We start from the raw sequence: 26,482 nt of genomic DNA, 5'->3' as shown, positions 1-26,482 counted from the left end.
ATACAGATTGGGCGAGGTGTGATGTCAAAGTTACCGGAAAGGCGAAGACAAGAAATACTCGACATTTTAGAGACGACGGACTACGCGGAGTTTTCCTTTCTTAGCGAGCGCTTCTCCGTCTCTGAGATGACGATCCGCCGCGATATTGACAAGCTAGAAGACGAAGGAAAAATTATACGCGTTTATGGAGGCGTGCGCTTAAAGGAGAAGCGCGTGTACGACGGTTTGCTAGAAGATCGCTTGCGGACACACGTCAATGAGAAAAAAAAGATCGCCTACGAAGCATTGCAGTTGATCGAAGACGGGGATGTCGTCGCGTTTGACGCCAGTACGACAGCGCTCGAGTTGAGCCGCTTAATCAAGTTTAAGAAAAAAGTAACCGTCATTACGAACAACATTAGCATTACCGTGGAACTTTCCGCAGATCCGGAAATTACGGTCATCCTGTTAGGTGGCTTTTTGCGTCGGGGGTCGCTGTCGTTAATTGGTTCCTCCATGCAGCACTACTTGCAGTCGCTCTATATCGACAAAGCGTTTATTTCTTGTAAAGCATTAGACTTTACTGAAGGCGTGACCGATTCGGCCATCGATGAAGGCGAAGCGAAACAGGCGATCATCGAACGTTCGAACAAAGTGTACGTGTTGGCGGATCATTCGAAAATTGGCACGCTCGCTTTTTTCAAAATTTGTCCGGCTGAACGGATTGATGGGATTATTACCGACCAAGAACAGCCGTTTACCGAACGGCAGCGCCAGTGCCTTGCAGACTTTCGCGCGAATGGCGTCGAGGTCATTATGGCGCCGCCACCTAAGGAATAGCTCCTGAAAATAGATAAGGGGGAGAACCGTTGCTGTTAGCGAGTGAAAGGAAACAAATCGTACAATACTGTCGCAAACTGACCGCACACAACTTGACGAAAGGGACGGGGGGCAACATTAGCGTCTTTAACCGTGCACAAGGACTGATGGCGATTAGTCCGAGCGGAATTGATTACGATGTCATGACACCGGAAGACGTCGTCGTGCTCGACCGCGCGCACAACATCGTCGAAGGGACGCGCAAGCCGTCGAGCGAATTGGAGATGCACGCGATTTTTTACGAGCGGCGCAGCGACATTGACGCCGTCGTTCACACACATTCGGTGTATGCTAAGACGCTCGCTTCGCTGCGTTGGTCGTTGCCAGCCGTCTCCTATTTAGTCGCCTTCGCCGGAAAAGACGTGCGTTGCGCCGAGTATGCCAGTTTTGGTACGAAAGAGCTTGCCGAAAACGCGTTTGCGGCGATGCAAGACCGTTATGCGGTGTTGCTGGCGAATCACGGCTTACTCGCCGGTGCGCACAATTTGCCGCAGGCGTTCAACATCGCTGAGGAGATCGAGTTTTGCTGTGAAGTATATTACCGCGCAAAATCAATCGGCGAACCAGTCATTTTAGACGACAAAGAAATGACGCATATGCTAGAGAAGTTTAAAACATACGGGCAGAAGGCCTGAAAAGCCTTGGCTGGGCAAGCGCACGATTTATTTGCCGTAATCCATTAATTAAATTTCCTTAGTGTGAGATTTGTACAGGATGACCTGTACCCTCATTCCGAAAAATCTTTTTAATGGGTTAAATGACAGTGATGCGAATATTTTCCGGGACCGTTGAGAAGTGTATGAATGGTTTAACGCAGTTTAACGCAATGCTAGTGATATATGGTATAATATGCCTACAACTATGCCTACTGTCTAACTTTTCAAAAAGGAGCTGTTACAAATGAAGGAAGTCAAGCTAAATAACGGGATTGCCATGCCCCAACTCGGGTTTGGAGTCTGGCAAGTAGAAGACGACAAAGTGACGGCCGCCGTCGAAAAGGCGCTCGCAGTTGGCTATCGGTCGATCGATACGGCGAAAGTTTACGAAAACGAAGCGGGCGTCGGCAAGGCGCTCAAACAGTCGGGGATCCCGCGGGAAGACATTTTCCTGACGACGAAAGTTTGGAACAGTGACCAAGGTTACGAGCAAACGTTGAAGGCGTACGACGAAAGTTTAAAGCGGCTCGGAACGGACTACGTCGATTTGTACTTAATTCATTGGCCGACCCCGGAGTACGATACGTACGTCGATACATACAAAGCGCTGGAAAAGCTATACAAAGACGGTACAGTTAGGGCGATCGGCGTTTGCAACTTTGAGAGCGAACATTTGGAGCGGTTGTTTAACGAGTGTGAGATTAAGCCGGTACTAAACCAAGTAGAGTGTCACCCGTACTTTGCGCAGAAGCCGCTCAAACAGTTTTGTGCAGAGCACGACATTTATGTCGAAGCGTGGAGCCCGCTCGATCAAGGTGGCGAAGTTTTGCAAGATGAGGCGGTAAGAACGATTGCCGACGCACACGGGAAATCGCCGGCGCAAGTCGTGTTACGCTGGCACTTGCAACAGCAAACGATCGTCATTCCGAAATCGGTAACGCCGTCGCGCATCGAAGAAAACTATGACGTATTTGACTTTGTATTGACGGATGAAGAAATGGCGACGATCGACGGCCTCGACCGCGGTGCCCGCCGTGGCCCACATCCGAACGACATGAACAAGCGGTAAAAGTCTACGAGAAACGTCGATCGCCAAGGGACGTACGGAAGGTACGCCTATAAAGAAGGATGGGAAGTAACTCCTAAAGTAAAGCCACAAAATAACTTCAATATAACGCAAAAAGGACCACTCGCATCGTGAGCGGTCCATTTTTACCATTACTTACTTCTTTAGTTTCTCGATTGATTCTTCTTCAGCTTCTCGATTGATTTCTCCTGCTTCTTACTCGCATTCTTGAACTCGTTTTTATAAAACTTCTCGAGATCGCGGTTGACGTACATCCAGCCTTTCCAACCGAGGTGAGTCGGGTCACACAAAAAGTAAGAGTCGTACTCGTGTTTGCTGTAATCGGCGAATTTAAAGCCTTGCGACGTGATTTGCTTACGCACTTTGGCATAATATGTCGTGCGGCCTTGCTTCGGGAAGCCAGCTTGGTCGTACCACGGCCCGTTAACTGGAATCGAGATGAACAAGGCATCCACGTTTAGCGCTTTAAACAAGTCGAGCATCAGCTGCAAGTCTTTGTACTCAGGCGATTTAGCGTACGAAGCGTTATTTTTGAACGTTCTGCGCTCGATTTTCTGCTTATGTTTTTTGTAGTAGCGCGCTTCGATCCCCCATTGGTTGTTGCGCGAATGCTTGCGCCCGTACGTTTCTGCGTCGCGCGTTAGTTCTTTCCACGATAAGTTCTCTTTCAACGTGTTCCGCGCCTTTAAGTTCTTGCTGCGCACGCGGAGCAGCGTGTTGACCGCGTCCTTTTTTTCTAGCAAGCTGATCTGCATGTTGAGGAGCGACTTAGCTGCCGCCGTTTGCCATTGGGCGCCCTCGCCTTTTTTCGCATAACTGTTGAGCACTGTAGTGAGGAGCGAGTCTTCTTTGACGGTTTTAAATTTAAGTAGCCGCTTCGCTACGTTCGCTTTCGCCTTCTCGTCGATCTTCTCATTGCGCAAGAAGCGGTACGCGTGTAGCTTGGAGAAATTCGCCGCAAAGTGGTTCTCCGTAATTCCCTTCGGCTTAAACCATTGCGGGGACAAGATGACGACCACTTTTTTCCCTTGCAGCGCATCGCCGACTGACGCAATGTTCAAGTAGTGAATAAGGGACTGGGACCCGCCGCGTCCGATTAAGAACGGGGTGAAGCCGGCGGGATATTTGTAAAAATAGTTACTCGGGTGGTACGGGTCGAGCCGCGACAGCTCCGACGAGCCGTAAATAGGCAAAAAGCGCTCGTCTTTTAGCATCGCTTCTTGCACGGTAGTCCCTTTGAACACGATTGGATCCAAGGACGTCGCCGCTTGTTCTGTTTTGTTTCTGTCGATTTGCCCGACAATGAGCGACGTCGGAAGAAAGATACACGTGCCGAGTAAGGTGAGCGCGATTAGCAAAGGGCCGAACCGCGGCTTTTTCATTTTACCCCCTCGAGGTGCTGGACAATTTTTTGTGGCGTCGCCCACTCCTCTCGGTCAAAGTCGGAAATAGGGACGCTAATGCCTAGTTTCTCTTCGATTTCTATTAATAACTGCACGGTAGCGAACGAATCTAGCAATCCTTCCGCAAACAGATCGACGTTCAGTCTTTCTTTTACTTCGTCTGTTTGACAAATGTCCGTTAAAATGTCGAGAACTCGTTGTTGTAAAGTCATGTCAATTTACCTCCTAAGTTAGCCGAAGAACGCCGCTCCGCGTTCCGAGAAAATGAGTAGTCCGAAACAAATAAAGTTAAACGTGACGACGACAGCGAGCACGTGGGTAAAGCGGTTATCTGGCCAAAACTTATGCTTCTTATTTTTCCGCTCCAACCAGTCAAAACTAATGATCATGACGGCGTGATACAAGCCGTAGACGATGTAGTTCCACTGCAGACCGTGCCACAATCCCATCAATAAAAACAAGGCGAAATAGCCGATGTACGAAATGGTGTAACGGTTTTTGAGCAACTTTTTTTTCGTCAGCCAGAAGACGAGCCGCATGTAGACGTAGTCGCGGAACCAAAACGATAAACTCATGTGCCACCGATTCCAGAAGTCCTTAATGTTGCGGCTTATAAATGGTTTATTAAAGTTTTCCGGCGTCTGTACGCCCATCATGCGGCTGACGCCGATGGCGAAGGAACTGTAGCCCGCAAAGTCAAAAAACAAGTACAAACTGTACGCGTACATGTACAGGAGTGTCGCCAACGGCTTGTCACTTTGCACAAACGCCGTTTCGAGCACGTATGTGTTCAGCAAAAAGGCGATGATAAACTTGTACAGAAACCCTTGGAAAATGCGATTGATCCCACTGTACAAGTAATCGATGTATTCCTCGCGGTTTAGCGTGCGTGCCGTGTCCTTCTGAAAACGGCGCCAGCGATCGATCGGGCCGGAAGCGAGGGTCGGGAAAAACAACAGGAAGCGCAAGAAGTCAATCGTGCCGACTTCTTTAATGAGTCCGTCGCGAATTTCCATCACCATTTGCACGCTTTTGAACGTCAAATACGAAATGCCGAGAAAAGCGAACCACTTCGCACCGCCTGGTGCCGCGAACAAGCTGGAAAGCGTCAGTTTTGCCGTCAAAAGCGGCACGATCGCCAAGATGACCGCTGCAACGAACACCGACGTCGCATTTTGCTTACGGCGGTAGGCGAGGTACGTCTTAATGAGCAGCGTTTGCCAGACGACGTACAGGCACAGCCAGAACAGCTCCCACCACTTGTCGTAAAAAATGATCCCGACGAACAGCAGCGTAAGGACTAAGTTATACGTTATTAACGGTTTTTCCCGTAAACCGGCGATGACGGTCGGCAGCAGCAGGACCGCCAGTAACAGGAAAAAAGGTAATGTTTCGTAAGGCGTCATCGGTCGTTAAATCCCGCCGACGAGCTGTTTGCGGTCCAACTTACCGTTAGCGGTCATCGGCAAACTGTCTTTAAACACGATTTTGCGCGGCACCATGTACGCTGGCACATACGCGGCAAGTTGCTTTTTAATCGCTGCTGCTAGCTTGAACGCACTGCCTGACGGGTTGTACTCGGGAACGACGACCGCCGTCAAAAAGTCGCACTTGCCGTTTTTCTCGTTGTACACCGGGAGCACTGCCGCTGCTTTCACGAGCGGGAGGGCGCGCAAGTGGTGTTCAATGTCTTCCAACTCGATGCGGTAACCGTGTAACTTCACTTGGAAGTCTTTGCGTCCGCCGTAAAACAGCAGGCCTTCTTGCAAATAACCGGTGTCCCCTGTGCGGTAGGCACGCATGCCATCAACGGTCAAAAACGACGCTGCCGTACGCTGGAGGTCATTGAAATACCCTTTACTGACGCTCGGGCCGACGATGACGATCTCACCTTTTTCCTCGCTTGCCACCGGGTGTCCGTCTTCATCGACGATTAGCAGGTGGCAGTCCGGTTTGCAATAGCCGACCGGTAGCGGGCGGTGACGCTGCACGAGGTCTTCGTCGACGCGAACCGCCGTGATGGCGACGGTCGCCTCGGTCGGGCCGTACGTGTTGAACACTTGCGCGTCAGGGAAGCGTTCCAGTAACTTTTCTGCACAGTCGTTCGCCAGCACTTCGCCGCAAAACAAAAAGGTGTGTAAGGACGGCAATAATTGCTGCTGAAACGATTGGTCGAGCAAGCACATTTCGGCGAAGGACGGCGTCGATGTCCACACGTTTATACCCGATTTAGCGAGTGCCGCGAACAGGTCCCGTGGCCGGGCGATCATTTCTTTGTCCACGGGCCACAGCGTACTGCCGCTAAGCAGTGCCGGGTAAAGATCCATCACCGACAAGTCGAATGAAAACGGTGCTTGGTTGAGAAACACTTGCCCTTTTTCTAAGGCGAATTCGCGCGTCGCCCACGCGATAAAGCTCGCAAGACAGTCGTGCGTAACTTGCACCCCTTTGGGCGCACCGGTGCTACCGGACGTGTAAATGATGTAAAAATTGTCTTCCCCGCTAACGCAATCGGCAGGATCCGGTCGCTTGCCATCGTGTGCGCGGATGACTTCATCCAACTTAAGCGCGCTACGTATGCTGTAGTCGAGCACGGTTACACCTGGCAGCACCGCGTACTCGGATGTCGGTTCAATCGCGGCACTGGTGGCTTGACCAGTCGCATAATCGGGCACCGGATCAATCAAGGAAGCTGTCGCACCGTCAGCCGTCGGAGCGGGTGTACCATTCGTCGAAATACTCGCATAACCGGGTGCGTTATCCGGCGCACCCCGTGCACCGTCTTTCGCTCGAGTGGCTGCGCAGTCGCCCGCTAATGTACTAACGAGTAAGCGGTCGCGTAAGTCCGTCGGCGACAAGGCGAGTTTGGCACCCGAGTCAGCGACGATACGCATCACGCGTTCCAGCGGCAGCGACTCGTCGAGCGGAATGTAGGCGTGTCCCGCCTTTACACACGCCAAAAAGCAGACGAGCATTTCCGGTTGCATGTGCCCGTAGACGACGATCGGCGCGTAATCCTGCGGAAATTGTGTCGTAATCCAGTGAGCTAACGCATCGGAACGACTGCGCAGTTGCCCGTACGAGAGCGGTTGCTCTTTCGCGTGAAAGGCGATGCGCTCCGGGGTGACACTGCCCCAACGATTGATGAGTTGCACGATGTTCATTGTTTTCACACCTTAAAATTCGTTATAAATGAAATTACTAGAGCTTGCATCGCCGAGGACGTGAATCCAGAGCAAGGCGAGCAGAATGAATAAGTAATAGGCCGTTTTTACGGTCCACTGGGTCGCGCTGCTCTGCCAGAGTCGTTTACAGATGCTGACGAATGATTCCATTCGCACACCCCTTTCAAAAACGCACGTTCATATTCTATAAAAAAAAGACGTTATTTGGGAGCAGAAAGTTGCACTTGGGGCAAAGAATTTTTTTCAGGACAAGATTAGGCGTTTTATTTTGCTTCTACAAGAGCCACCGTATGTGTAACATTTCTCTCGAAGGGTTTTAGCAGGAATTTGGAGGGAGAATATAGAAAAGGAAGACCTAAATAGTACTCCTAACCACCACGAAAGGAGAGGTCTTCCTTGAAAACCATTATACCAGAAATCGCTACTATCTTGGAACAGTCTACAGATATGTTGTCGTTTTGGGAAAGCTTACGTATTCGCCTGATGGAAGTGATGGCTGATCTGTTCGGAGAATTTTTGGAGCAGCTCGATCAGATGATGACGACGCATTACAAGGAAAAATACGGTTGGAAAAGTGAGCGATTGGACAGCCGGGAGTTCACCAGTTTTTTTGGGACAGTGTCCTATAAACGCCACTTGATGTACGACCGAAACGGAAACGCACATTACCCTGTCGATGAGGCAATCGGTTTAAAACGCCGTAAAAGATACAGCCCAGACCTTATGATGCTCGGAGCAGAGTTAGCTGCAGCGCCGGGAATGACCTACCGCCTCGCCTCAGAGGTCACGCAAAAACTTGCCGGTATAACGATCAGCCATACGACGTTTCAGCGCTTAGTAAAAGAAGCAGGTGAAGCTCAAGCTGTCATGGATGCTGAAAAAAGGGATCGAATTTTTGAGGATACGGTAATTCCTAACTCTCCGTCCGTTAAGCACTTATATTGCGAAGCAGATGGCTTATACGTCAAAGGGAGAGGCAAAGGAATAGAGATCAAAAATATGCTTGCCTATACCGGGTGGGAGCAAAACGGACAGCGTGTCTCGTTAACAGATCGTCACGTCTTTTCTACCGTTGAATCGGTGGATGACTTTTGGGAAATAGGTTATGCAGCGATTCGACATCGTTGGGATCTCTCACATACACATGTGGCGACTAATGCGGATGCGGCTTCATGGATCTCTGAGGAACGCGTTCAAAATACCTTTTCTGAAGCGACATCGGTTGTCCGCCAATTGGATCCTTTTCACGTAAAGAGGAGTATTCGTCGCGGGTTGAGCCGCCAGCCAAGGCTCATTCCTCAAATTGAAAAGGCAATATCCGAAAAAAATAAGGATAGGTTTAAAGCGGTGATTGATACGGCACAGGGAAATGCAGAGACGGAGCGAGAGGAAAAGCGTATCGAGAACATGCAGAAGTATCTTGAAGGGCACTGGGAGATCCTCTGCGACTGGCGTGAGGTTAGTCCAGACGTGCCAAAAAATGCTCGTAGGATGGGATGCATGGAATCGAACCAGAGACGTCTGGCATACCGCATGAAACGTCGTGGCATGTACTGGAGTGAAGAAGGGGCTCAAGCCATCGCCAAAGTACAACAAGGCGTTACCAATGGGACGTTGAGACAGGCATTATTAACTGTCTGGCCCAACCGCCAAGTGACACAAAAACTAAAACGCCATGCGAGGCGAATAGGTAAGTCGGATCACATTGGGGTTCAAGTTGGCAGGATCCAAGTAGGTGCCGCATCAGCTTCAAGTGCTATTGGGTATTTGGATAAGGTGGTTAATCGCCGTCCTTGAAGAGTTAACTCCTCAAGGGCGGACAACAAGTGAACGTTAGGGAATGACATATTTAGGTCTTTAAATCCTTGATCCTGTAAGGTCGTCGAGTAAAGCTTGACACATACAGAGCCACCGCCCGCGCTAGACAAAAAGTGGCAGTCGGCCTATAATAAACGCAATCATTGCACAAGAACGGTAGAGGAGTGATGTGTTATGTCGGAAATTTTATTTGATTTATGCGAAGTAGTTGTCACTGTGTCACGGAGCATCTCCAACAAGACATGACCGACGTTCCGACGTTCGAAGGTTAAAAAGGGCCTTCTATACGTCGCGACACCTTTTCGAAGGAAGCTTTGTCGAGGATTCTTCCGTGACCGCATCCGTATGTTTATGGTCAAACTTTTTTAGGGGGAATCCGCTTGGATTTACATTTGGATTTAGCAACGTTAGGATGGAATGATTTTTTTGCGGCACAGTGTGCAGATGTCGATGAGCAATCGTACGCGGTCGGACGGATCACGTTGGAACATAAGCGGATGTACCGCATTTTTTCCGTTTACGGAGAGTTGTTAGGAGAAGTAGCCGGCAAGTTCCGGTTTGAGGCGGAAGCGGCGGGGCGGGAACACTTTCCAGCAGTCGGCGACTGGGTCGTTTTTTCAGTACGGCCTGAAGGGAGAGCGACGATTCACCGCGTGCTGCAGCGGAAAAGTCAATTTATGCGCAAAGTAGCAGGGACGACACACGAGGCGCAAATTGTCGCCGCCAACGTCGACACTGTTTTTTTAGTCAACGCCCTTAATCGTGACTTTAATTTGCGCCGCCTCGAGCGCTATCTCGTCTTGGCGTGGGAAAGCAGTGCCGAGCCTGTGATCGTTTTAAGTAAAGCTGATTTGTGTGCGGACAGCGAGGCGAAGGTAGCTGAGGTGGCAGCGATTGCTTCCGGCGTACCGATTCACGTCGTCAGCGCCCATACAAATGAAGGGATGGCAGCACTCACTTCGCATTTGGGAAGAGGGCGAACGGTCGCTTTACTCGGTTCTTCCGGCGCCGGGAAATCGACGCTCGTGAACGCGTTCGCCGGGGAAGAGGTGCAGCAAGTTAACGATGTGCGAGAAGGGGATGACCGCGGCAGGCATACGACGACGTATCGCGAATTGATCGTACTGCCACAGGGCGGCCTCATCGTCGATACGCCGGGAATGCGCGAGCTAACGTTGTGGGAAGCGGACGACGGCTTCAGCGATGCGTTTGCCGACATCGAGCAACTGGCAGAGTACTGTTTCTTCCGCGACTGCCGCCACGAACGGGAGCCAAATTGTGCTGTCAGACAAGCGATTACTGACGGAACGCTCGCTGCGGCCCGTTACCACAATTATGTCAAACTGCAGCGCGAACAGATGTATCTTGCGCGCAGAGAGGCGCAAAAGGCCAAGCTTAGAGGGAGAAAGGCTGTCAAAAAAACGCGGCGAAATCAGGCGTAGTTAATTGTCGAGACGACCCTCTTACAATTTTACGATAACATCGGCATTGAGACGGATTAACTGAAAGCGTTATGGCGTATGGTAGGACGCAAGATGATACGATCGACTTCTGACGACGATTCCAGATAACGTAAAAGCGAATCGACGGCGGCTATTCGTTTTTAAGCGCGAATAGCCGCCGTACTGCGCTTAGTGAAACTTTTGTGGTACTATGAACGTACATACTTAGTACAGTGTGTAGGTACCGCCAAACGCGGTGTTCAGTGCGTGCCTGTGTGTTTGTCAGTTTGCAATGATACCGCTCATAGTTGTAGCTAGTTTGCGACAGGCGTAAGCGGTAGGTGAAGCCATGCGGAAACGTATGTTACATATTGCTAAATATTAAACAGGGGAACGGAGGCTAAAGAGATGCGGAAGCCACAAAGTCGTATATTTAACGGCTTTATTTTAGTGTTGGGGATCGTCCTTATTTTGTTTGGCGGATTAATCTTTATTATTGGCTTGGCGGCAATGGCGATCGGGAAGGAATCTTCGCTCACGACCGACTTAGTCGTTCTGCTCTTTTTCGGCGTATTGCCTTTTTGCTTGGGTGTGTTCATGGTCGTTCGCAAACGCAAGGTGTTGTCACAGCAATACGATGAGCGCTTTGAACGGGAAATTTTGCGTTTGGCTGAACGTAAAGGCGGCGCGTTAACGGCGGTTGAATTGGCGACGGAAACATCACTTAATACGGAGGAAGCGACAGAGTTGTTAGAAACGTTTACGCGCCGCGGCATTGCTACGGTGAAAGTTACGGAGAGCGGTGTACTCGTCTATCAATTTACCGGTTTTTTATCTAAGGAAGAAGTGGAAGAAGCGTCAGGTGTGTTCGATCAGTTGAGGTAGTCAGTACATTACTATTTAAAATATTGACAACCCACCCTCCCTCGCGTATAGTGTGAGTCAAAAATAGTCAGTCCATTGCAGTTGTAGCTTTTGATCGTCAGCTGATCGTTCAGCTGATCACTGCGGTATGGATCGGCGGCGGCTGACTGCAACAGGGGAGGGAGTTTCTTTTATGTATGTGACGATCGGTGATCTGTTTGAACAGACAGTACACAAATTTCGGGAGAAAGAGGCACTGTACGACGTTCAGCGGGGGCAGCGCTGGACGTACGGCGAATGGGACGAGCAAATTAACCGGTTAGCCAATGCCCTGTTAGCTACTGGGGTAACGAAAGGGGACCGCGTCTCGACTTTTTTGTACAACACGAGTGAATTTGCAACCGCTTTGTTCGCCTGTGCGAAAATCGGCGCGGTCTTTAACCCGATTAACTTTCGCCTTACGGCGCATGAACTGTCGTTCATCTTGCGTGATGCGGCGCCGAAGGTGCTACTGTTTGAGCGTGCAGTGGCGCAGGAAGTGGAGAAGTTAGCATCGCAATTCACACAGCTCGAATTTTGGTATGTGGATGACGACCCCCCGGCTTATGCAGATGTATACGACGAACGGGTGGCACAAGCATCGTCGGCTCGACCGATTGTAAGCGTTTGCGAATCTGATGTGTACGCGATTATGTACACGAGCGGGACAACGGGTCAGCCGAAAGGGGTCGTGCACCGACACCGCGACATGGTCGAACATAGCCTTATTATGATTAGTACGATGCGCTTGACCGCGCGCGACCGTGGCTTAGTGACGGCACCGATGTTTCATTGCGCCGAGTTGCACTGTGCCTTTTTACCGCGTATACACGTAGGCGGGAGTACGGTTATCATGCACCACTTTCACGCGAAAGACGTGTTACAACTCATTCAAGAGGAGCAGATCACGCAATTTTTTGCCGCTCCGACGATGTGGAATATGTTACTGCAGGAAGATTTGACTACCTACGACCTTCGCACGCTCCGGCTCGGGCTGTACGGGGGCGCGTCGATGGCGCCTGCGCTCGTGCGCGCTTGCCACGACGGCTTCGGGATCGGCCTCATTCAGGCGTACGGCATGACGGAGATGGGGCCGGCCGTATCGTTTTTGCTCGAAGATGAGCAGCTGACAAAAGCGGGTTCGGCGGGACGTGCCTGCTTGAATCACGAGATTCGCGTCGTCCGTCCAGGCGACGACGAACCGACGCATGCGGATGATGTTGTCGCACCTGGGGAAGTCGGCGAGATTATTGTTAAAGGGCCTTGTATGATGAGCAGTTATTTCAATCGGGAAGCAGCGACGGCCAGAGCGCTCGCGGGCGGGTGGTACCGATCCGGCGATCTCGGCTACTTCGACGCGGACGGTTACTTGTGGGTGGCCGACCGCGTCGACGACATGATCGTCAGTGGCGGCGAAAATATTTATCCCCGAGAAATTGAGGATGTCCTGTACGAGCACAGGGGCGTGTTGGACGTCGCCGTCGTCGGTGAGCCGGACGAGCTGTGGGGTGCGCGCGTCGCTGCTTATGTCGTACCGAAAGAAGCTGGATTGACCGCCGCGGCGCTCGATCAGTTTTGTCAGGTGAGCGGCAAACTCGCTAGCTACAAACGGCCCCGCCAGTATTACTTCGTCGATGCGCTGCCACGCAATGCGAGCGGGAAATTGCAAAAGTTTCGCCTGCGGCAGCAAGCGGTAGGGGCGGAGGAAGCAGGGATATCTCGCGAAGCTGCTGATCAGTAGGAATACACTCCTCAAAGACGGTGCTCACGAATACAGCGGAGCAATCCCACGCCTTTACCTCTACGGTGTAGGCGTTTTTTTTTCGCTCATTTTGCGCTCATAATGTAACAACGCCTATACGTAACCGAACCTCCCAAGCGGATTACAAACGAAACCGACCAAAAGAAATTCGCCGTGACCCTTTCTTGCTGGCGCCCCCCTTGCAATTTTTTTTAAAAAAAAGAGTGAACGATTCACGTGACTCGTTCGTACTATGGGTGACTTTTGAATATCGCACGATGAAGGTGGTACACGTGCTGGCGCAATCGTGAAAACACAGTGTCGGCACGGATATACAAGGAAAGGAGCTGATCGCATGGCAGCGAGTACTGGAACAGGTCAACTTACTGAAAAAGGTGGAGATCACGCACCCGTTTTTCCAACAGAGGGAGGTAAGCGACGCGTATCCATAAATGAATCGCATGCGACGATCGCAAGAGAGGACAACCAGTTACTCGACCGGGGTGCCAAGGGCGACAAGGATAACGGCCACAGTCAACCGCTCATATCGGTCGAACGAGTCGACAAATCGTTCGGCGGGAAGCCTGTGTTGCATAACGTGACGTTTCACATGAACCGCGGGGAGATCGTCGGTTTGTTAGGGCCGAACGGCGCGGGCAAGACGACACTCATTCGCTTACTCAACGGCGTAATCATACCAAACGCGGGAAAGGTTGCCGTCGCGGGGAGCGATCCGTTTCGCCACGGCAACAAGCTGCGGGCGAGGAGCGGTACGTTGACGGAGACGGCTGGTTTGTATGAACATATGAGCGGCCGCGACAACTTACAGTTTTTCAGTGACTTGTACGGCGTAGACGACAGAGCCCGTATCGATGAATTGTTAGCGCAGTTCGCTCTCACAGAACACCAGCACAAAAAAGTCGGCACGTACAGTACAGGGATGAAAAAACGGCTCGGTCTCGCGAAAGTGCTCCTACATCGACCGCACATTCTCTTTTTGGATGAGCCGACGAACGGACTAGATCCGGAAGGCATTCGCATGGTATTGGCGTACATTAAAGAACTGAACGAGCAGCAAGGGACGACGGTGCTCATTTGTTCACACATTTTAGATCAACTCGCCGCCGTTTGTGACCGCTACATTTTTATCGACGGCGGAAGCGTCATCGAGCAAGGGAGTTTACATGAGATTGAACAAAAATATTTGACTGAGACCATGTTAAAGGTTGAAACCGATTGGCACGGGGTCGCAGGGCGCGTCGCAGGCTGTTCGTTTGAGCGGCTGTCCGAGCGGGAGCTGTTGTTCACTCTGCCGGAAAAAAATAAGATTCCTGCGCTCTTGCGTACATTGTCACAAGAAGCCGACGTATTTGCCGCGGAAATCGTCAATCGCGATTTAGAGACGCTATACTTTAAAATTAGAGGAGGCGCTAACCGTGAATAGGCGTGCGCTGTGGGCTATTGCTAAAAAAGACATCCGCAGTACGACATCGAATGTACAAATATGGCTACCGCTGCTCGTCGTACCGCTCGTGATCGGCGTGATTTTACCAATAGCAATCATCGTCGTCATCCGTACGATCGGCCTTGCGAGTATGAACGGCGGCGAGATGCTCGTCGGTTTAATCGAACAACTGCCGGGTGGGAACCTTAAGGAGACGTTACAATCTTTTGCGGGGTTGGAACAGCAGGCCATCTACATGCTCGTCAACTATATATTCGTCCCGTTTTTTCTGCTCATTCCAGTCATGGTGGCAAGTGTGATCGGCGCGAACAGCTTTGTCGGGGAGAAGGAGCGCAAAACGTTAGAAAGTTTGTTGCTCGCACCGATCGACATTAAAGAGTTGTTCGTCGGCAAACTGTTGTCGGCCTTCCTACCCGCGATGGCCATCACCTTTGCTACTTTTGTCTTGTACGGGATCGCGGTGAATGCACTCGCCTATCCGCTATTTCAGTCGCTTATATTCCCGACGTGGAATTGGCTCGTGTTGCTGTTGTGGGTCGTACCGATCATTAGCTTCTCTGTCATTTTACTGACGGTCGTCATTTCAGCGAAAGTCAAAGGCTATCAAGAAGCATACCAATTGTCGGGACTGATCGTCGTACCGCTCGTCGCCTTATTCATCATGCAATTTACAGGGCTGTTACTGTTACACGTGTCTGTCTTATTCATTATCGGCGGCGTACTGTTGCTCGCGATCATATTGATATTACCCAGGGTCGCGAAGTGGAACAACCGTAATGCGTTGTTCGAAAGCCAAGTGAAGTAGCCGTGTAGGAGGAGCGACGATTGATGGATACACTACAGGAAAAAAAGTGTATCAAACAGGCAATGCAAGGTGACGAGCGGGCGTTAGCGACATTATTACAGGATAATTATTCATTTTTATATAAATATTTAACAAAAATTACAATGGACCCGCACGTGGCCGAAGATTTGGTGCAAGAGACGATGGCGACATGCATTGAAAAAATTGGTACGTACAACGGAAAGGCGAAGTTTTCTTCGTGGCTCATTACGATTGCGACGCACATGTACATTGACGATTTACGGCGCAAAAAAAGGGAGAAACAGTGGCGGGATCAACAGCGCGCGTTACGAAAAATGCACTGGCAGGCGCAGTACGTGCGCGAAGAGTGGCCCGCTGTTCTCGACGCGTTAGCGAAGTGCGCTTACGACGTGCGCGTGCCGCTCGTCTTAAAGCATTATTACGGCTACACGTATGAAGAAATAGCTGCGATGACAGGCATCGCCGCCGGTACGGTAAAATCGCGCGTCCACAACGGCTTAAAAAAGCTGCGAAAGGAGTTGACGCAAGGTGAATGAGGAAACGAATCGGTCAAACGGTAAGGAAAGAAAGTATGGAACCGATCGTCATAAGGGGATGACTCGGGCGGACGGCTACGAAGGGCTCGTTTGTGAGGGCAACGATACGAAGGGGTTCGGTTGCACAGGGATGGATCGGCTTACCGATTGCGAGCGTGAGGTGACAAACGAATCGCTTGGCGAACAGGCAGAGCGTCAAACGATCGACCGCTTGCAGGCCGGGCTGGAACAATTAGATAGAGTGGCGCCGGTGTACACGCCCGATCCCGAGTGGTTTCGCGAGTTTGTCGCCGCTGAAAGGCAGCAGCAACGCAAAAATCTACGGCGCGACTTAGTGTCGTTTAGTTTAGTGGCGATCGCTGTATGTACTGTTTTCCTCTTCGTGTATCACCGATTGCCAATCGAATACATTCTTGCTGTGCAACTGTTCGCTTTCGTCGTCCCTTTAGCCGTATTCGTGAGAAAAGAGCGGAAACGTGCCGCTGTGCGAGGGGAGAGGGTAGCAGATGAACGTCACCGCGAATGACATCCCGTTAATCGTTTGGGTCGCCATCGGTCTCCTCTTGTTCGCTCAAGGGATGTGGTTGTTCGTCGATGCGCGCAAACGAAATCGGAACGAGTGGTTTTGGGGCATTTGGGGGTTGACGAGCGTTCCCGGCCCGCTTGTCATTTATCTCGTCGCAACGCGGCTCGTGCCGAAATTGAGGTGTGGAAGAGGAGAAAAATAGGGGCAAAACACGCAACACGACGTTAATGACTAACTACTGAGTCTCACATTTAAACATACACATGCCGCACGGGGTGTGCAGTCGTACGCCCCTCATTGTGGCATGTTTGTCTTTTAGAGGACAATTGCCCGCGCGACAGTTGTTTTTTATAAAAAGTTGGGTGAAAATACGTGTAGCCGGGGACAAATGTCCTTGGCGAGCAAAGGGAAACGGGATACCATATGGAGTGAATGCGTTGTATATCCAAGAGATTGTAGACATCATGGAGCGCAACCGCCAAATATACGACCTGCTTAAACATTGCCCGTACGAGATTTTACGACAATGGGTAACGTACGCGTACGAAAGCGGACACGTTATTTTTCGGCAAGGGGATGTGCAAGACAGCTTTTTTATCGTTGTCGAAGGGTTACTCGATATTAACGTCTTAGCAGAAAATGGGCGTAAATATTCACAAGCGACGTATGAGAAAGGTGACTTACTTGGCGAATTAGAAATATTTGACTTAAGACCCTTTGTGTGCAATGTGGAAGCGTTGACAGATGTTAAGCTAATTGGCTTAAAGCGCGATTATTTTATGAAATGGATTGAAAGGGACACACATTTTAGTACACGTTTTATGCGAGAATTAAGTGCGTTGTTTTACCGTTTGTCTGAGAAGGCAGGGGAAGACAGCCTTTACTCGTTGTACCATCGCATCTGTCGCTTTTTGGTGCGTAGTTTGGCACACGGTGTGCGCCAGGTGGATGGGATTAAAGTGACGGTAGATAAGCACCAGTTGAGTCACCAGTTTGCCGTCACACCGCGCAGTGTCAACCGCATTTTAAAAAATTTAAGTGAACAAAAGATAATTATAAGTGACAATGACGAGATAATCGTCACAGACGTCGACAAATTAAAGCGGGAAGAAGCGCGTAGTCGCTTGATTTAAGGGACGTTGAATTAGGTGATGACGGAAAGGGGTTTGCACGATGACGGAGGAATTGCAACCACACATTCAACTAAGTAACGACGTAGGGGCTACTTATGCCCTGTTGCCGGGGGATCCGGCGCGCGTCGACCGGGTGGCGCGCTTTTTGGAAGAGCCGCGTGAACTCGCCTACAACCGCGAGTACAAATCAGTTTGCGGTACGTACAAAGGCATACGCGTCCTCGTCACGTCTACCGGGATTGGCGGTGCGTCGGCGGGCATTGCGATTGAAGAGCTACACAATATCGGCGTACAGACGATGATTCGCATCGGCAGTTGCGGGGCACTGCAACCGCAGGCGCGCATCGGAGATCTTATTATTGCTGCTGGCGCCGTAAGAAATGACGGTGCGTCACAAGCATATATTGAACAAGGTTACCCGGCCATCCCCGACCCACACTTGTTAGCGCGCACAGTCGCGACAGCCGATCGGCTGGGCTATACTAATTATTGTGGGCCTGTGCGCAGTCACGACAGTTTTTATACCGACCGGGAGGAAGCGATTGACCGTTTTTGGTCGGAGCGAGGGGTGCTCGGGTCAGATATGGAAACGGCGGCGCTGTTCGTGATCGGTCGGTTGCGCGGAGTGCGTACGGCTTCTCTTTTAAACGTCGTCGTCGAAGCGGCAGGCAGTTTGGAGGGGGGCATTAACGAATTTGTGGCGCAAGAGAACGCGAGTGCGCGCGGTGAAGAACGGCAAATGACAACTGCACTGGAAACCGTCGTCGCCGATGCTAAAGTAACGCTAGGCCTGTCTATAAATTAGACCAACAATTAAAGGCGAATAAAAATATTATCGGCAATTTTGGCGAGGTTACTGTAGATACTAAGGGTGTCAAGCGCCTTTAAATAACGGCAGAAAATCTTATGGCGTTGTTCAAAAAAATCCGTGTGCCTTTTAGGAAAGTACTACCTTAGGAGGTCAAATAACATTGCAAAAACAAAGTATGTGGTCGATTAAGTTTTCTACGGCGGCACTCGTCCTCATTCCGGCGGCGATTGGGATTAACTACATCGGTAAACTATTTGCCGGGGCATTAAAACTACCGCTATGGCTCGATGCGATCGGGACGATTTTAGCCAGTATGTTAGCGGGTCCGATCATCGGGGCGATTTCCGGTGCCGTGAACAATGTGATTTACGGATTGACGATGGACCCGATTTCTATCGTATACGGCATTACGAGTGCAGCCATCGGTCTCGTCGCCGGGATTATGGCGTACAAAGGGTGGATTGCCAGTTGGAAGAAAGCAATTGTGACCGGTCTCGTCGTCGGACTCACTGCAGTCGTTGTTTCTACCCCGTTAAACATCGGTTTTTGGGGTGGACAGACAGGGAATCCTTGGGGAGACGCACTTTTTGCGACAGTGATGGGTTCTACTGGCTCGATGTGGCTTGCCTCATTTTGTAATGAAATCGTCGTCGACTTGCCCGATAAACTGTTAGTCGTCTTAGTATCTTATGCGATTTTCCGCGGGCTGCCGAACGGTGTAAAGCAGCTGTACAGCAAGAACGAAGTTGAGGAATTAGATTAAACAGCACGAGTAACAGAAAGACGGTGAATCGCTGTGAAATTTGCTAGCTTATACGTTGAACGGGAGTCGCTCATCCACCGCGTCGACCCGGTGAACAAACTGTGGTACGCCGTAGCGGCGCTCGTCGTGGCGTTTCTCGTACCGACTCTTACGGGGTTAATCGCCTGTACCCTCGTCAGTATAAGTCTTTTATTCGTCGGTAAAGTGTTTAAACGTTCTCTGCCGATGTTTGGGTTTGTCTTTCTAATCTTACTGACAGTTGTCATCATTCAAGGTTTGTTTTACCCGGGTAACGAAACGGTCTCGTTTACGATTGGACCGATGAAGTTTTACGTAGAAGGGCTCACGTTTGCCACTGTCATTACGCTGCGCGTCGTGACAATTGTCAGTGCGTTTTCGCTCTTAGTGTTAACGACACCGCCGCCGGAGTTGGTGGAAGCACTCGTGCGGCGGGGGTTGTCGCCGCGCTTCGGGTACGTGATCGGCTCCGTGTTTCAGATCGTGCCGGAAATGATGGCGACGATGGCGACGATTACGGATGCGCAGCGCTCCCGCGGCATGGAAACGGAAGGGAGCTTGCGTGTGCGAATGAAGGCTTTTTTTCCATTGATCGGTCCAGTCGTGCTCAATTCGTTAATTAGTGTCAAAGAGCGGTCGATGGCGCTCGAAGTGCGCGGCTTCAACGCTCAAGGGGAAAAGACGTTTTTAAACGAAGAGAGGCAGTATATCGCTACGAGAGCGATTCGCTGGAGCATGTGGGCTGTTATTGTGTTGGCAGTCGTTTGGAGGATTGTGCAATGAAAAAAATCGTTGTCGACGGATTGAAGTACAAGTATCCAGAGACAGATCAACTAGCCTTGGACGACATCTCTTTTGAAGTGGCACAGGGTGAGTTCATCGGCGTCGTCGGGCAGAATGGTGCGGGGAAGTCGACGTTGTGCCAAGGGCTCGTCGGCCTCGTGCCCCACTTTTACCACGGGGCTTACGGCGGGAAAGTGATCGTCGATGGATTAGAAGTGAAGACACATTCGATTAGCGAGTTGTCGCACAAGGCGGGTATCGTTTTCCAAAATCCATTTACGCAAGTAACGGGCGGGAAGTTGACCGTTTACGAAGAGATTGCCTTCGGTTTAGAAAATATGGGCGTCGAACGGCAGGAGATGCAGCGGCGTATCGATGCGGCACTCGAGCTGTTAGACATCGCCCAATTTAAAGCGCGTAACCCATTTGCCCTCTCCGGCGGGCAAATGCAGCGGATGGCGATCGCGAGTATCATCGCAATGAAGCCGGAAGTAATTGTGCTCGACGAACCGACGTCACAACTCGACCCGCAAGGGTCAGAAGAAGTGTTTCGCGCGATCCAAAGCTTGAGCCGCGAAGGGATGACTGTCGTCATGGTCGAACACAAGTTGGAAAAGATTGCCCAGTACGCGGACAAAGTGTTATTGCTCGACGAAGGAAAATGTATCGACTTTGCCGCGCCAGAAAAAGTGTTTTCTCGGGACGATTTGCAAACGTACGGTATGACGGCTCCGATCTATACGCAAGTGTGTCGCGCGCTGCAGCTGAAGCAGGCGGACTCCCCGTATTACCCGGTGACACTCGACGCCGCCTGTGAGGTGTTAAAGCAATGACGATGATTCGCGTACAAGATATGTCCTTTGGGTATAACGAAGGGACGCCCGTCTTGAAAAATATTAACCTTACGTTTGACAACCGCTCGACGGCGATTATCGGGCAAAACGGCGCCGGTAAAACGACATTCGTGAAACTGTTGAAAGGGTTGCTCAAGCCGACGGCGGGCGATATTTTTATCGGTGAGAACAGCGTGAAACAGACGACGGCAGCAGTACTCGCCAAGCAGATCGGCCTCGTGTTTCAAAATCCGGATGAGCAAATTTTTAAAGGGAACGTACTCGCCGAGGTGATGTTTGGCCCGTTAAACATCGGGCAGACGGAACAGACGGCGCGGGAAAATGCGCTCAAGGCGTTAGAGATGGTCGGCTTACAGCACAAGGTGGACGTCAACCCGCAAGATCTCGGTCTGTCGGACAAAAAGCTCGTCTGTATTGCCGCCATCGTCGCGATGGACACGGACATCGTCATTTTCGACGAGCCGACGATTGCACAAGATGAAGCGGGGAAGGTGCGCATTAAGCAAATTGTGCGCGCGCTCGAGGCGCAAAATAAGCTCGTCATGACAATCGTTCACGATATGGACTTTGTGGCAGAGTGCTTTGCGCGCACGATTGTGTTTAACCGCGGGCAAGTGCTGGCCGACGGAGCGACGCGCGACGTGTTCGCCGAGCGGGAACTGCTAGCACGCGCTTATCTCGAACCCCCCGCTGTCACGCAACTGGCGCAAAAACTCGGCATACAGGAGACGTTTTTGACGGTAGATGAGTTTGTCGCCTATAAAAAGAAACGTGTACGTGATTAAAATCGCCGCTTGGGTAGGGGATCGGCCCCTACTCTGCGGTTTTTTTAATCGGGACGACAACGCATGTAATGACTTTGTATGCAATGAGCGTGTATGTGATAACTCTGTACCGTGTTAATAACCTTGCATGTGTCGACGCGGAAAATACCGGTCGCTTTCTATGTTTACGCGTCCTCGTTCGACCCAATCGTCCGTTTGCGCTCGTCCGCTTGCTCTCCTGTTGTCGCTCGTTTCGACAACGTCTTCACCCAGCTGGCTGCTAAGAGGGGGCAGGCAGCTAACTTGCCAGCTAACTCACTGTCTTTGCGCCGCTCATGCATAATTTCGTTGCAGTAGGCGACTGTCCACTCGGGATACGGGCGTTCGAGTAAGGTGATGGACGCGCCTGCTGTGACGTTCCCTTCTTCCAACACGCGTAAATACCATCCCGTGCGCCCTGTCTTTTGCGTGCGCAACGCTAAATCTTTCACATGCCAGCGGCGGGCTAGTTTCCAACACGGTTGACGGGGCTGCGACACTTGCACGACCGCTTCCCCGACGCGGTACGTATCGCCGATGCAGACGTCTTCTTCAGTCATATGCGTCACAGTGAAGTTTTCTCCGAATCCGCCGTGTCCGAAGTTGGGTAGCTGTAGCTCGCGCTCCCAAGCGGTATAGTGGCAATCGGCGTAGACGAGCACGGCTTTGTCCGGTCCGCCGTGATGGCGTAGATCGGCTTGTCCATCTCCGTGCAAGTTAGTTTTACTGAGCCAGATCGGTCCACGGGCGGGGCGCTTCACAATACCACTCGTCCATGGGCGGTTCAGTGGATCAGCGGCACCTTCGGTCCCAAACGTTTGCGGTTTTCCGACGAGTAAGGTGGCGATCGTTGCTTGAGTCATTAATGAGCCTCCTAGATGAAAATTATAAGTGCAAAATAAAGCATAGATGTTAATTAATTACTATAGCGTACCGTAGGGACAAGTGTCTACTATGGCCCGTTTTATGATCTCCATGTAGTGGATAATGTGAGCGCACGCGGTGGAAAATAGGTACTAGTTCGTACGGAGGACATGTCAGCTAGTAGTGGACAATTGGAGTCAGCTTGCACGCGGACAGTTGATGTGAGAAGCAAGTTGCTGTTAGGGGGCCATAACTTGTTACGGATTCGCTTCGGTTTTGTCGCCATGGCGTTATCGCTAAAAAACGCTTCGCCGTCACAGACGATGACGGTGACGCGGTTTAAACAGATCGCTGACCGCAAAGCGGCATTGCGAAAAGTAACGCGTATCGCGGAAAAAAACTTAGTGAATACACTGCGGATCTTACGCCACGCGTACGCGTCTGGAGTGCACGTGTACCGTTTTTCTTCCAAACTGATCCCGTTGTACGGGCACGAGTTGACGCGCGAATGGGATTTTTTTCGCTATTTGCGGCGCGATTTCGCAGCCATTGGCGCATTTGTCCGCGAGAAAAAGATGCGCGTGAGTTTTCACCCGGAACACTTTACGATATTGAATTCACCCAAAAACGAAATCGTACAAAAGGCGGTTGCCGACCTTGAACGATACGTACAACTGGCGATGGCAATGGGGCTGGACGAACAGATGAAGTTCGTGTTGCACGTCGGAGGTGGGTACGGCGACAAAGAACAGTCGCTGGCGCGCTTTCAGGATCATTGGCGACTACTGCCGTCCGCCGTCAGAGCGCGCCTTACGTTAGAAAACGACGACAAAACGTTTACAGCGCGGGAGACACTCGTCCTCAGTGAGAAGTTACAAGTGCCGATGGTGCTCGACATACACCACCACCAGTGTAACCGCGAAACGGATAGCGATTTGCGTGACTTCGTTAGACCGATCTTCCAGACGTGGGAAGGGAGTGGCCTTGTACCGAAAGTGCACATCTCTTCGCCCCAAAGCGTGAAAAGTGCTGCTGGACAGCGCCGTCACGCTGACTGGATCAATCCGGACGACTTGCTACCCTTTCTCGCGATCGTTCGAGAACTCGCCACAAATGAAGGCGTCTATGACTTCGATGTCATGATCGAGGCGAAAAAAAAAGACGAAGCAGTGTTTCACCTCGCACGGGAGTTGGCCAGTCGCCCCGGGTTTCGGCAGCTCGACGGGGGTACCGTATTATACGAGTAAGTGCCAGAAGTGCGGCAAACTATTGCTTCCATTCCATCGCAACACTTGTATACCCCGCGTGAACGTACATTAACACACATGCATTTATACACACACCACTTATTACGAACGATTCGTATGTGTAGCGAAACAGTCTTTTTTCTGTTATGCTAAATGAAAGGGTTGGGAACACACATTCCCTTCGTTTAAAAGAGACAAGTGGAGTGCTCAAGGGATGTCCTTACGTATCGCGCATGTAGACTGTGACTGTTTTTTCGCAGCTGTGGAAGTACTCGACAATCCAAAACTACGCGGCAAACCGGTCATTGTCGGTGGTATCAGGGAGCGGGGCGTCGTCGCCACGTGTTCGTACGAGGCCCGCGCTTACGGCGTTCACTCGGCGATGCCGACGTTTATGGCTCGCCGCAAGTGTCCGCGCGGCATTTTTTTACCGACGCGCCGCGAGCGCTACAAAGAGGTGTCGCGCGCTATCTTTCGCATTTTTTACCAGTTTACACCATTAGTCGAACCAGTTTCCATCGATGAGGCGTATTTGGATCTGTCAGCGCACGGGGCGCGCATCGTCGAAACGGCAAGGGACATTAAACGAGAAGTGAGCAGGCGGACGGGGATTACGATTTCTGTCGGGATCGCTCCGAACAAATTTTTGGCAAAGCTAGCGAGCGATTTGGAAAAGCCGAACGGGTTTACTGTCATTCGCCAAGAGGAAGCAATCGAACGGATTCGCGACTTGCCCGTTAGCAAGTTGCGCGGTGTCGGTCCGCGCACGGAAGCGAAGTTGCACCGCTTGGGTTGTTATAAAATATCCGACCTGTACGCTTACAGTTTGCCGCAAATGCGGCGTATGTTTGGTAAACAGGGGGAGGCGCTGTACCATTTTGCCCGCGGCGTGGATCGACGAGAAGTGAAGACAGAACGCAAGAGTAAATCGATTAGCCGAGAGACGACGTTCGCCTATAACACGAAAGATCCGACCGAGTTGGCCACACATTTGCGGCGGTTTGCCGCTGACATTGCCGAATGGCTCGAAAGACGGCACTATTTTGGTCGGACGATTACAGTAAAGGTGAAAAATGCTGACTTCCAGGAGAGTTCGAAGAGCGCGACGTTGGGGGCATATACGCGGGATGAGCATACGATTGCCGAGACGGCGCTACAATTGCTCAGGCAACTGGCACCGCACGAAGAAACACGGCTCATTGGCTTAGCTGTCTCTAATTTGGAGCAGCGTCCCACGATTCAGCTCAGTTTTTTTGACAAGTGAACAACTGAACCTTGTACCTTGTGGCCGTGAACTTTAGCGTCAAGAAAAACTTGCCGTCACAGTTTTTCATGACGCTGCCGTTTTTTCACGACCTGTTTTTGATTGTTTAGGGGTTATACCCAGCCACGTGCCTCCATCGCTTCTGCGAGCTGTAAGAGGGCGGTCATAAATGCCGCTGTACGCAAGTCTGTGTCGTATTCCTTCGCGACATCTGTCACTTTGCGATAAGCCGTGACCATGGCGTCGTGCAGTTTCGTGTTTATGTCGTCTTCGGTCCAATAGAAGTTCATTAAGTTCTGTACCCACTCAAAATATGAGACGGTCACCCCGCCTGCGTTAGCTAATACGTCAGGAATGACGAGTACGTCGTTTGCCGCCAAAATGCGGTCAGCAGCAGGTGTCGTGGGGCCGTTTGCTGCTTCGGCAACGATCCGTGCTTGGATGCGGTGTGCGTTTTCCGAGGTAATGCAGTTTTCCATCGCCGCCGGTATGAGGATATCGACGTCTAACTCTAGCAGTTCATCTACCGTAATTGAAAAGCCGTGACAGTCGTTAATCGTGCTATGTTCGTCGTCTTTGAGGTGTTCTAACTCTTCAACGCTAAGGCCGTCCGGGTTGTAAATAGCGCCCGTCGTATCGCATACGGCGACGATTTTACACCCGAGCTCATGCAATAAGTTGGCGGCTACTCTACCGGCATTGCCGAACCCTTGTACGGCCACTGTGGCGCATGCCAGCGGTTTTCCCAGTTGGTTCATCGCTTCGACGATCGCGAACACACATCCCCTGGCTGTCGCTTCGCTGCGTCCACGCGAGCCACCGATGCTGAGCGGCTTTCCGGTAATGACTGCCGGGGAGTACGTTTGCTTGATGCGACTGTACGTATCCATCATCCAGCCCATCACTTGTGCGTTCGTATAGATATCTGGTGCGGGAATGTCTTTGTCCGGGCCGACGAAGCTAGCGATTGCTTCCATGAAGCCGCGGCTTACCCGCTCAAGTTCGCCTTCGCTTAGCTTGCGCGGGTCGCAGATGACACCGCCTTTACCCCCGCCGTACGGCACGCCGACGATGCTACATTTAAACGTCATCCACATCGATAAGGCGACGACTTCGTCTTTTGTGACGTCCGGGTGAAAGCGGATGCCGCCTTTCGTCGGTCCGAGGACGTCACAGTGCTGGGAGCGGTACCCGTCAAAGACGCGAATCGTGCCATCGTCCATTTTCACGGGAAAAGACACAGAGAGCACACGCATCGGGCGCGATAAAATTTGTACGACACCGTCGTTCAGTCCGAGTTTTTCTGCTGCAGCTTGAATTTGCTGTTTGACAATTTCGTACGGATTTGTATTTTCTTTCATACTGCACCGCCTTTTCTTATTGTTCTGCGCTACTTTACAGTAACATAGTTACGATTATATTACGGGGATTTAAATTTTGTCAATTTTCTTTGGTTATAATTAACAAAAATGCCACACGATGTGGATACGACGGTC

27 protein-coding genes are annotated in these 26,482 nt (G+C 51.1%); 20 read left to right on the top strand and 7 right to left on the bottom strand.

Features of this window, described 5'->3' with window-relative positions; translation table 11 throughout:
• The first annotated feature begins 21 nt into the window (after nt 1-21).
• The 3 genes from BN1247_RS13985 (at nt 22) to BN1247_RS13975 (ending at nt 2,583) form a co-directional block, all read left to right on the top strand.
• A complete protein-coding gene (locus tag BN1247_RS13985) occupies nt 22-819 on the top strand; it encodes a DeoR/GlpR family DNA-binding transcription regulator (protein WP_054951666.1) in 798 nt (265 codons plus the stop codon).
• A gap of 29 nt (nt 820-848) precedes the next feature.
• Nucleotides 849-1,493 carry an L-fuculose-phosphate aldolase gene (locus BN1247_RS13980; protein ID WP_054950933.1) on the top strand — a complete coding sequence of 215 codons (645 nt, stop codon included), beginning with the start codon at nt 849-851 and terminating at the stop codon, nt 1,491-1,493.
• 265 nt (nt 1,494-1,758) lie between these two features.
• A complete protein-coding gene (locus BN1247_RS13975) occupies nt 1,759-2,583 on the top strand; it encodes an aldo/keto reductase (RefSeq protein WP_054950932.1) in 825 nt (274 codons plus the stop codon).
• 161 nt (nt 2,584-2,744) lie between these two features.
• Here BN1247_RS13975 and dltD read toward each other — a convergent pair whose 3' ends face one another.
• From dltD to BN1247_RS13950, 5 genes are read right to left on the bottom strand one after another with little or no spacing between them, the layout of a single operon-like run.
• Nucleotides 2,745-3,983 carry a D-alanyl-lipoteichoic acid biosynthesis protein DltD gene (gene dltD, locus BN1247_RS13970; protein WP_054950931.1) on the bottom strand — a complete coding sequence of 413 codons (1,239 nt, stop codon included), beginning with the start codon at nt 3,981-3,983 and terminating at the stop codon, nt 2,745-2,747.
• Entirely contained in the window at nt 3,980-4,216 is a 237-nt protein-coding gene (gene dltC, locus BN1247_RS13965) for a D-alanine--poly(phosphoribitol) ligase subunit DltC (RefSeq protein WP_054950930.1), read from the bottom strand. Before dltC ends, dltD begins: the two co-directional genes overlap by 4 nt.
• Before the next feature lie 18 nt (nt 4,217-4,234).
• Nucleotides 4,235-5,410 (bottom strand): D-alanyl-lipoteichoic acid biosynthesis protein DltB, encoded by a 1,176-nt coding sequence (gene dltB / locus BN1247_RS13960; RefSeq protein ID WP_054950929.1) that lies wholly within the window; start codon nt 5,408-5,410, stop codon nt 4,235-4,237.
• Nucleotides 5,411-5,416: 6 nt separating this feature from the next.
• Nucleotides 5,417-7,168, bottom strand: a complete 1,752-nt coding sequence (dltA, locus tag BN1247_RS13955; RefSeq protein WP_054950928.1) for a D-alanine--poly(phosphoribitol) ligase subunit DltA — start codon at nt 7,166-7,168, stop codon at nt 5,417-5,419.
• Nucleotides 7,169-7,180: 12 nt separating this feature from the next.
• Nucleotides 7,181-7,339 (bottom strand): teichoic acid D-Ala incorporation-associated protein DltX, encoded by a 159-nt coding sequence (locus BN1247_RS13950; RefSeq protein ID WP_054950927.1) that lies wholly within the window; start codon nt 7,337-7,339, stop codon nt 7,181-7,183.
• Between the two features lie 297 nt (nt 7,340-7,636).
• On the opposite strand from BN1247_RS13950, the gene BN1247_RS13945 reads away from it, so the two are divergent.
• The 15 genes from BN1247_RS13945 to BN1247_RS13875 all read left to right on the top strand — a co-directional run bounded on the left by BN1247_RS13945 (nt 7,637) and on the right by BN1247_RS13875 (nt 21,593).
• Nucleotides 7,637-8,986, top strand: coding sequence for an ISLre2 family transposase (locus BN1247_RS13945; protein WP_187119684.1), 1,350 nt, complete (start codon nt 7,637-7,639; stop codon nt 8,984-8,986).
• A 413-nt stretch (nt 8,987-9,399) separates the two neighbouring features.
• A complete protein-coding gene (gene rsgA, locus BN1247_RS13940) occupies nt 9,400-10,449 on the top strand; it encodes a ribosome small subunit-dependent GTPase A (protein ID WP_054951665.1) in 1,050 nt (349 codons plus the stop codon).
• 408 nt (nt 10,450-10,857) lie between these two features.
• Nucleotides 10,858-11,334 carry a hypothetical protein gene (locus BN1247_RS13935; RefSeq protein ID WP_054950926.1) on the top strand — a complete coding sequence of 159 codons (477 nt, stop codon included), beginning with the start codon at nt 10,858-10,860 and terminating at the stop codon, nt 11,332-11,334.
• 172 nt (nt 11,335-11,506) lie between these two features.
• Complete coding sequence (locus BN1247_RS13930; protein ID WP_054950925.1) at nt 11,507-13,093, top strand: fatty acid--CoA ligase; 1,587 nt, start codon at nt 11,507-11,509, stop codon at nt 13,091-13,093.
• Between the two features lie 355 nt (nt 13,094-13,448).
• Entirely contained in the window at nt 13,449-14,537 is a 1,089-nt protein-coding gene (locus BN1247_RS13925) for an ABC transporter ATP-binding protein (protein ID WP_082415948.1), read from the top strand.
• Nucleotides 14,530-15,363 (top strand): ABC transporter permease subunit, encoded by an 834-nt coding sequence (locus BN1247_RS13920; protein WP_054950924.1) that lies wholly within the window; start codon nt 14,530-14,532, stop codon nt 15,361-15,363. The genes BN1247_RS13925 and BN1247_RS13920 overlap by 8 nt, the downstream gene beginning before the upstream one ends.
• Nucleotides 15,364-15,386: 23 nt before the next feature.
• Complete coding sequence (gene sigY, locus BN1247_RS13915) at nt 15,387-15,920, top strand: RNA polymerase sigma factor SigY (protein WP_054950923.1); 534 nt, start codon at nt 15,387-15,389, stop codon at nt 15,918-15,920.
• Entirely contained in the window at nt 15,913-16,446 is a 534-nt protein-coding gene (locus BN1247_RS13910; RefSeq protein WP_054950922.1) for a YxlC family protein, read from the top strand. The genes sigY and BN1247_RS13910 overlap by 8 nt, the downstream gene beginning before the upstream one ends.
• On the top strand, nt 16,427-16,648 hold the full coding sequence (locus BN1247_RS13905; RefSeq protein WP_054950921.1) for a hypothetical protein: 222 nt from the start codon (nt 16,427-16,429) through the stop codon (nt 16,646-16,648). The genes BN1247_RS13910 and BN1247_RS13905 overlap by 20 nt, the downstream gene beginning before the upstream one ends.
• 226 nt (nt 16,649-16,874) lie before the next feature.
• Nucleotides 16,875-17,579: a Crp/Fnr family transcriptional regulator gene (locus BN1247_RS13900; RefSeq protein ID WP_231633299.1), complete on the top strand. Its 705-nt coding sequence runs from the start codon at nt 16,875-16,877 to the stop codon at nt 17,577-17,579.
• A 40-nt stretch (nt 17,580-17,619) separates the two neighbouring features.
• Nucleotides 17,620-18,384, top strand: a complete 765-nt coding sequence (locus BN1247_RS13895) for a nucleoside phosphorylase (RefSeq protein ID WP_054950919.1) — start codon at nt 17,620-17,622, stop codon at nt 18,382-18,384.
• Between the two features lie 166 nt (nt 18,385-18,550).
• Complete coding sequence (locus BN1247_RS13890; protein WP_187119796.1) at nt 18,551-19,153, top strand: ECF transporter S component; 603 nt, start codon at nt 18,551-18,553, stop codon at nt 19,151-19,153.
• Nucleotides 19,154-19,186: 33 nt separating this feature from the next.
• Complete coding sequence (locus BN1247_RS13885) at nt 19,187-19,954, top strand: energy-coupling factor transporter transmembrane component T family protein (protein ID WP_054950918.1); 768 nt, start codon at nt 19,187-19,189, stop codon at nt 19,952-19,954.
• The gene (locus BN1247_RS13880) at nt 19,951-20,787 is read left to right on the top strand and encodes an energy-coupling factor ABC transporter ATP-binding protein (RefSeq protein WP_054950917.1); all 837 of its coding nucleotides are present in this window, start codon (nt 19,951-19,953) and stop codon (nt 20,785-20,787) included. The genes BN1247_RS13885 and BN1247_RS13880 overlap by 4 nt, the downstream gene beginning before the upstream one ends.
• Nucleotides 20,788-20,789: 2 nt before the next feature.
• Nucleotides 20,790-21,593 (top strand): energy-coupling factor ABC transporter ATP-binding protein, encoded by an 804-nt coding sequence (locus BN1247_RS13875; RefSeq protein WP_197278560.1) that lies wholly within the window; start codon nt 20,790-20,792, stop codon nt 21,591-21,593.
• Between the two features lie 164 nt (nt 21,594-21,757).
• Here the strand turns inward: BN1247_RS13875 and BN1247_RS13870 are convergent, their stop codons facing one another.
• Nucleotides 21,758-22,474, bottom strand: coding sequence for an MOSC domain-containing protein (locus tag BN1247_RS13870; protein ID WP_054950915.1), 717 nt, complete (start codon nt 22,472-22,474; stop codon nt 21,758-21,760).
• A gap of 255 nt (nt 22,475-22,729) precedes the next feature.
• On the opposite strand from BN1247_RS13870, the gene uvsE reads away from it, so the two are divergent.
• Together uvsE and BN1247_RS13860 are read left to right on the top strand one after the other, a co-directional pair.
• Nucleotides 22,730-23,722: a UV DNA damage repair endonuclease UvsE gene (gene uvsE / locus BN1247_RS13865; RefSeq protein ID WP_231633297.1), complete on the top strand. Its 993-nt coding sequence runs from the start codon at nt 22,730-22,732 to the stop codon at nt 23,720-23,722.
• Nucleotides 23,723-23,936: 214 nt separating this feature from the next.
• Nucleotides 23,937-24,986, top strand: coding sequence for a DNA polymerase IV (locus BN1247_RS13860; protein ID WP_054950914.1), 1,050 nt, complete (start codon nt 23,937-23,939; stop codon nt 24,984-24,986).
• 113 nt (nt 24,987-25,099) lie between these two features.
• Here BN1247_RS13860 and BN1247_RS13855 read toward each other — a convergent pair whose 3' ends face one another.
• On the bottom strand, nt 25,100-26,347 hold the full coding sequence (locus tag BN1247_RS13855) for a Glu/Leu/Phe/Val family dehydrogenase (protein WP_054950913.1): 1,248 nt from the start codon (nt 26,345-26,347) through the stop codon (nt 25,100-25,102).
• Between the last annotated feature and the right edge of the window lie 135 nt (nt 26,348-26,482).

It is taken from the genome of Numidum massiliense, from assembly GCF_001375555.1.
Lineage (GTDB): Bacteria > Bacillota > Bacilli > Thermoactinomycetales > Novibacillaceae > Numidum > Numidum massiliense.
The sequence above is the reverse complement of the archived record's forward strand: the minus strand, read 5'-3'. Positions and strand labels throughout refer to the sequence as shown.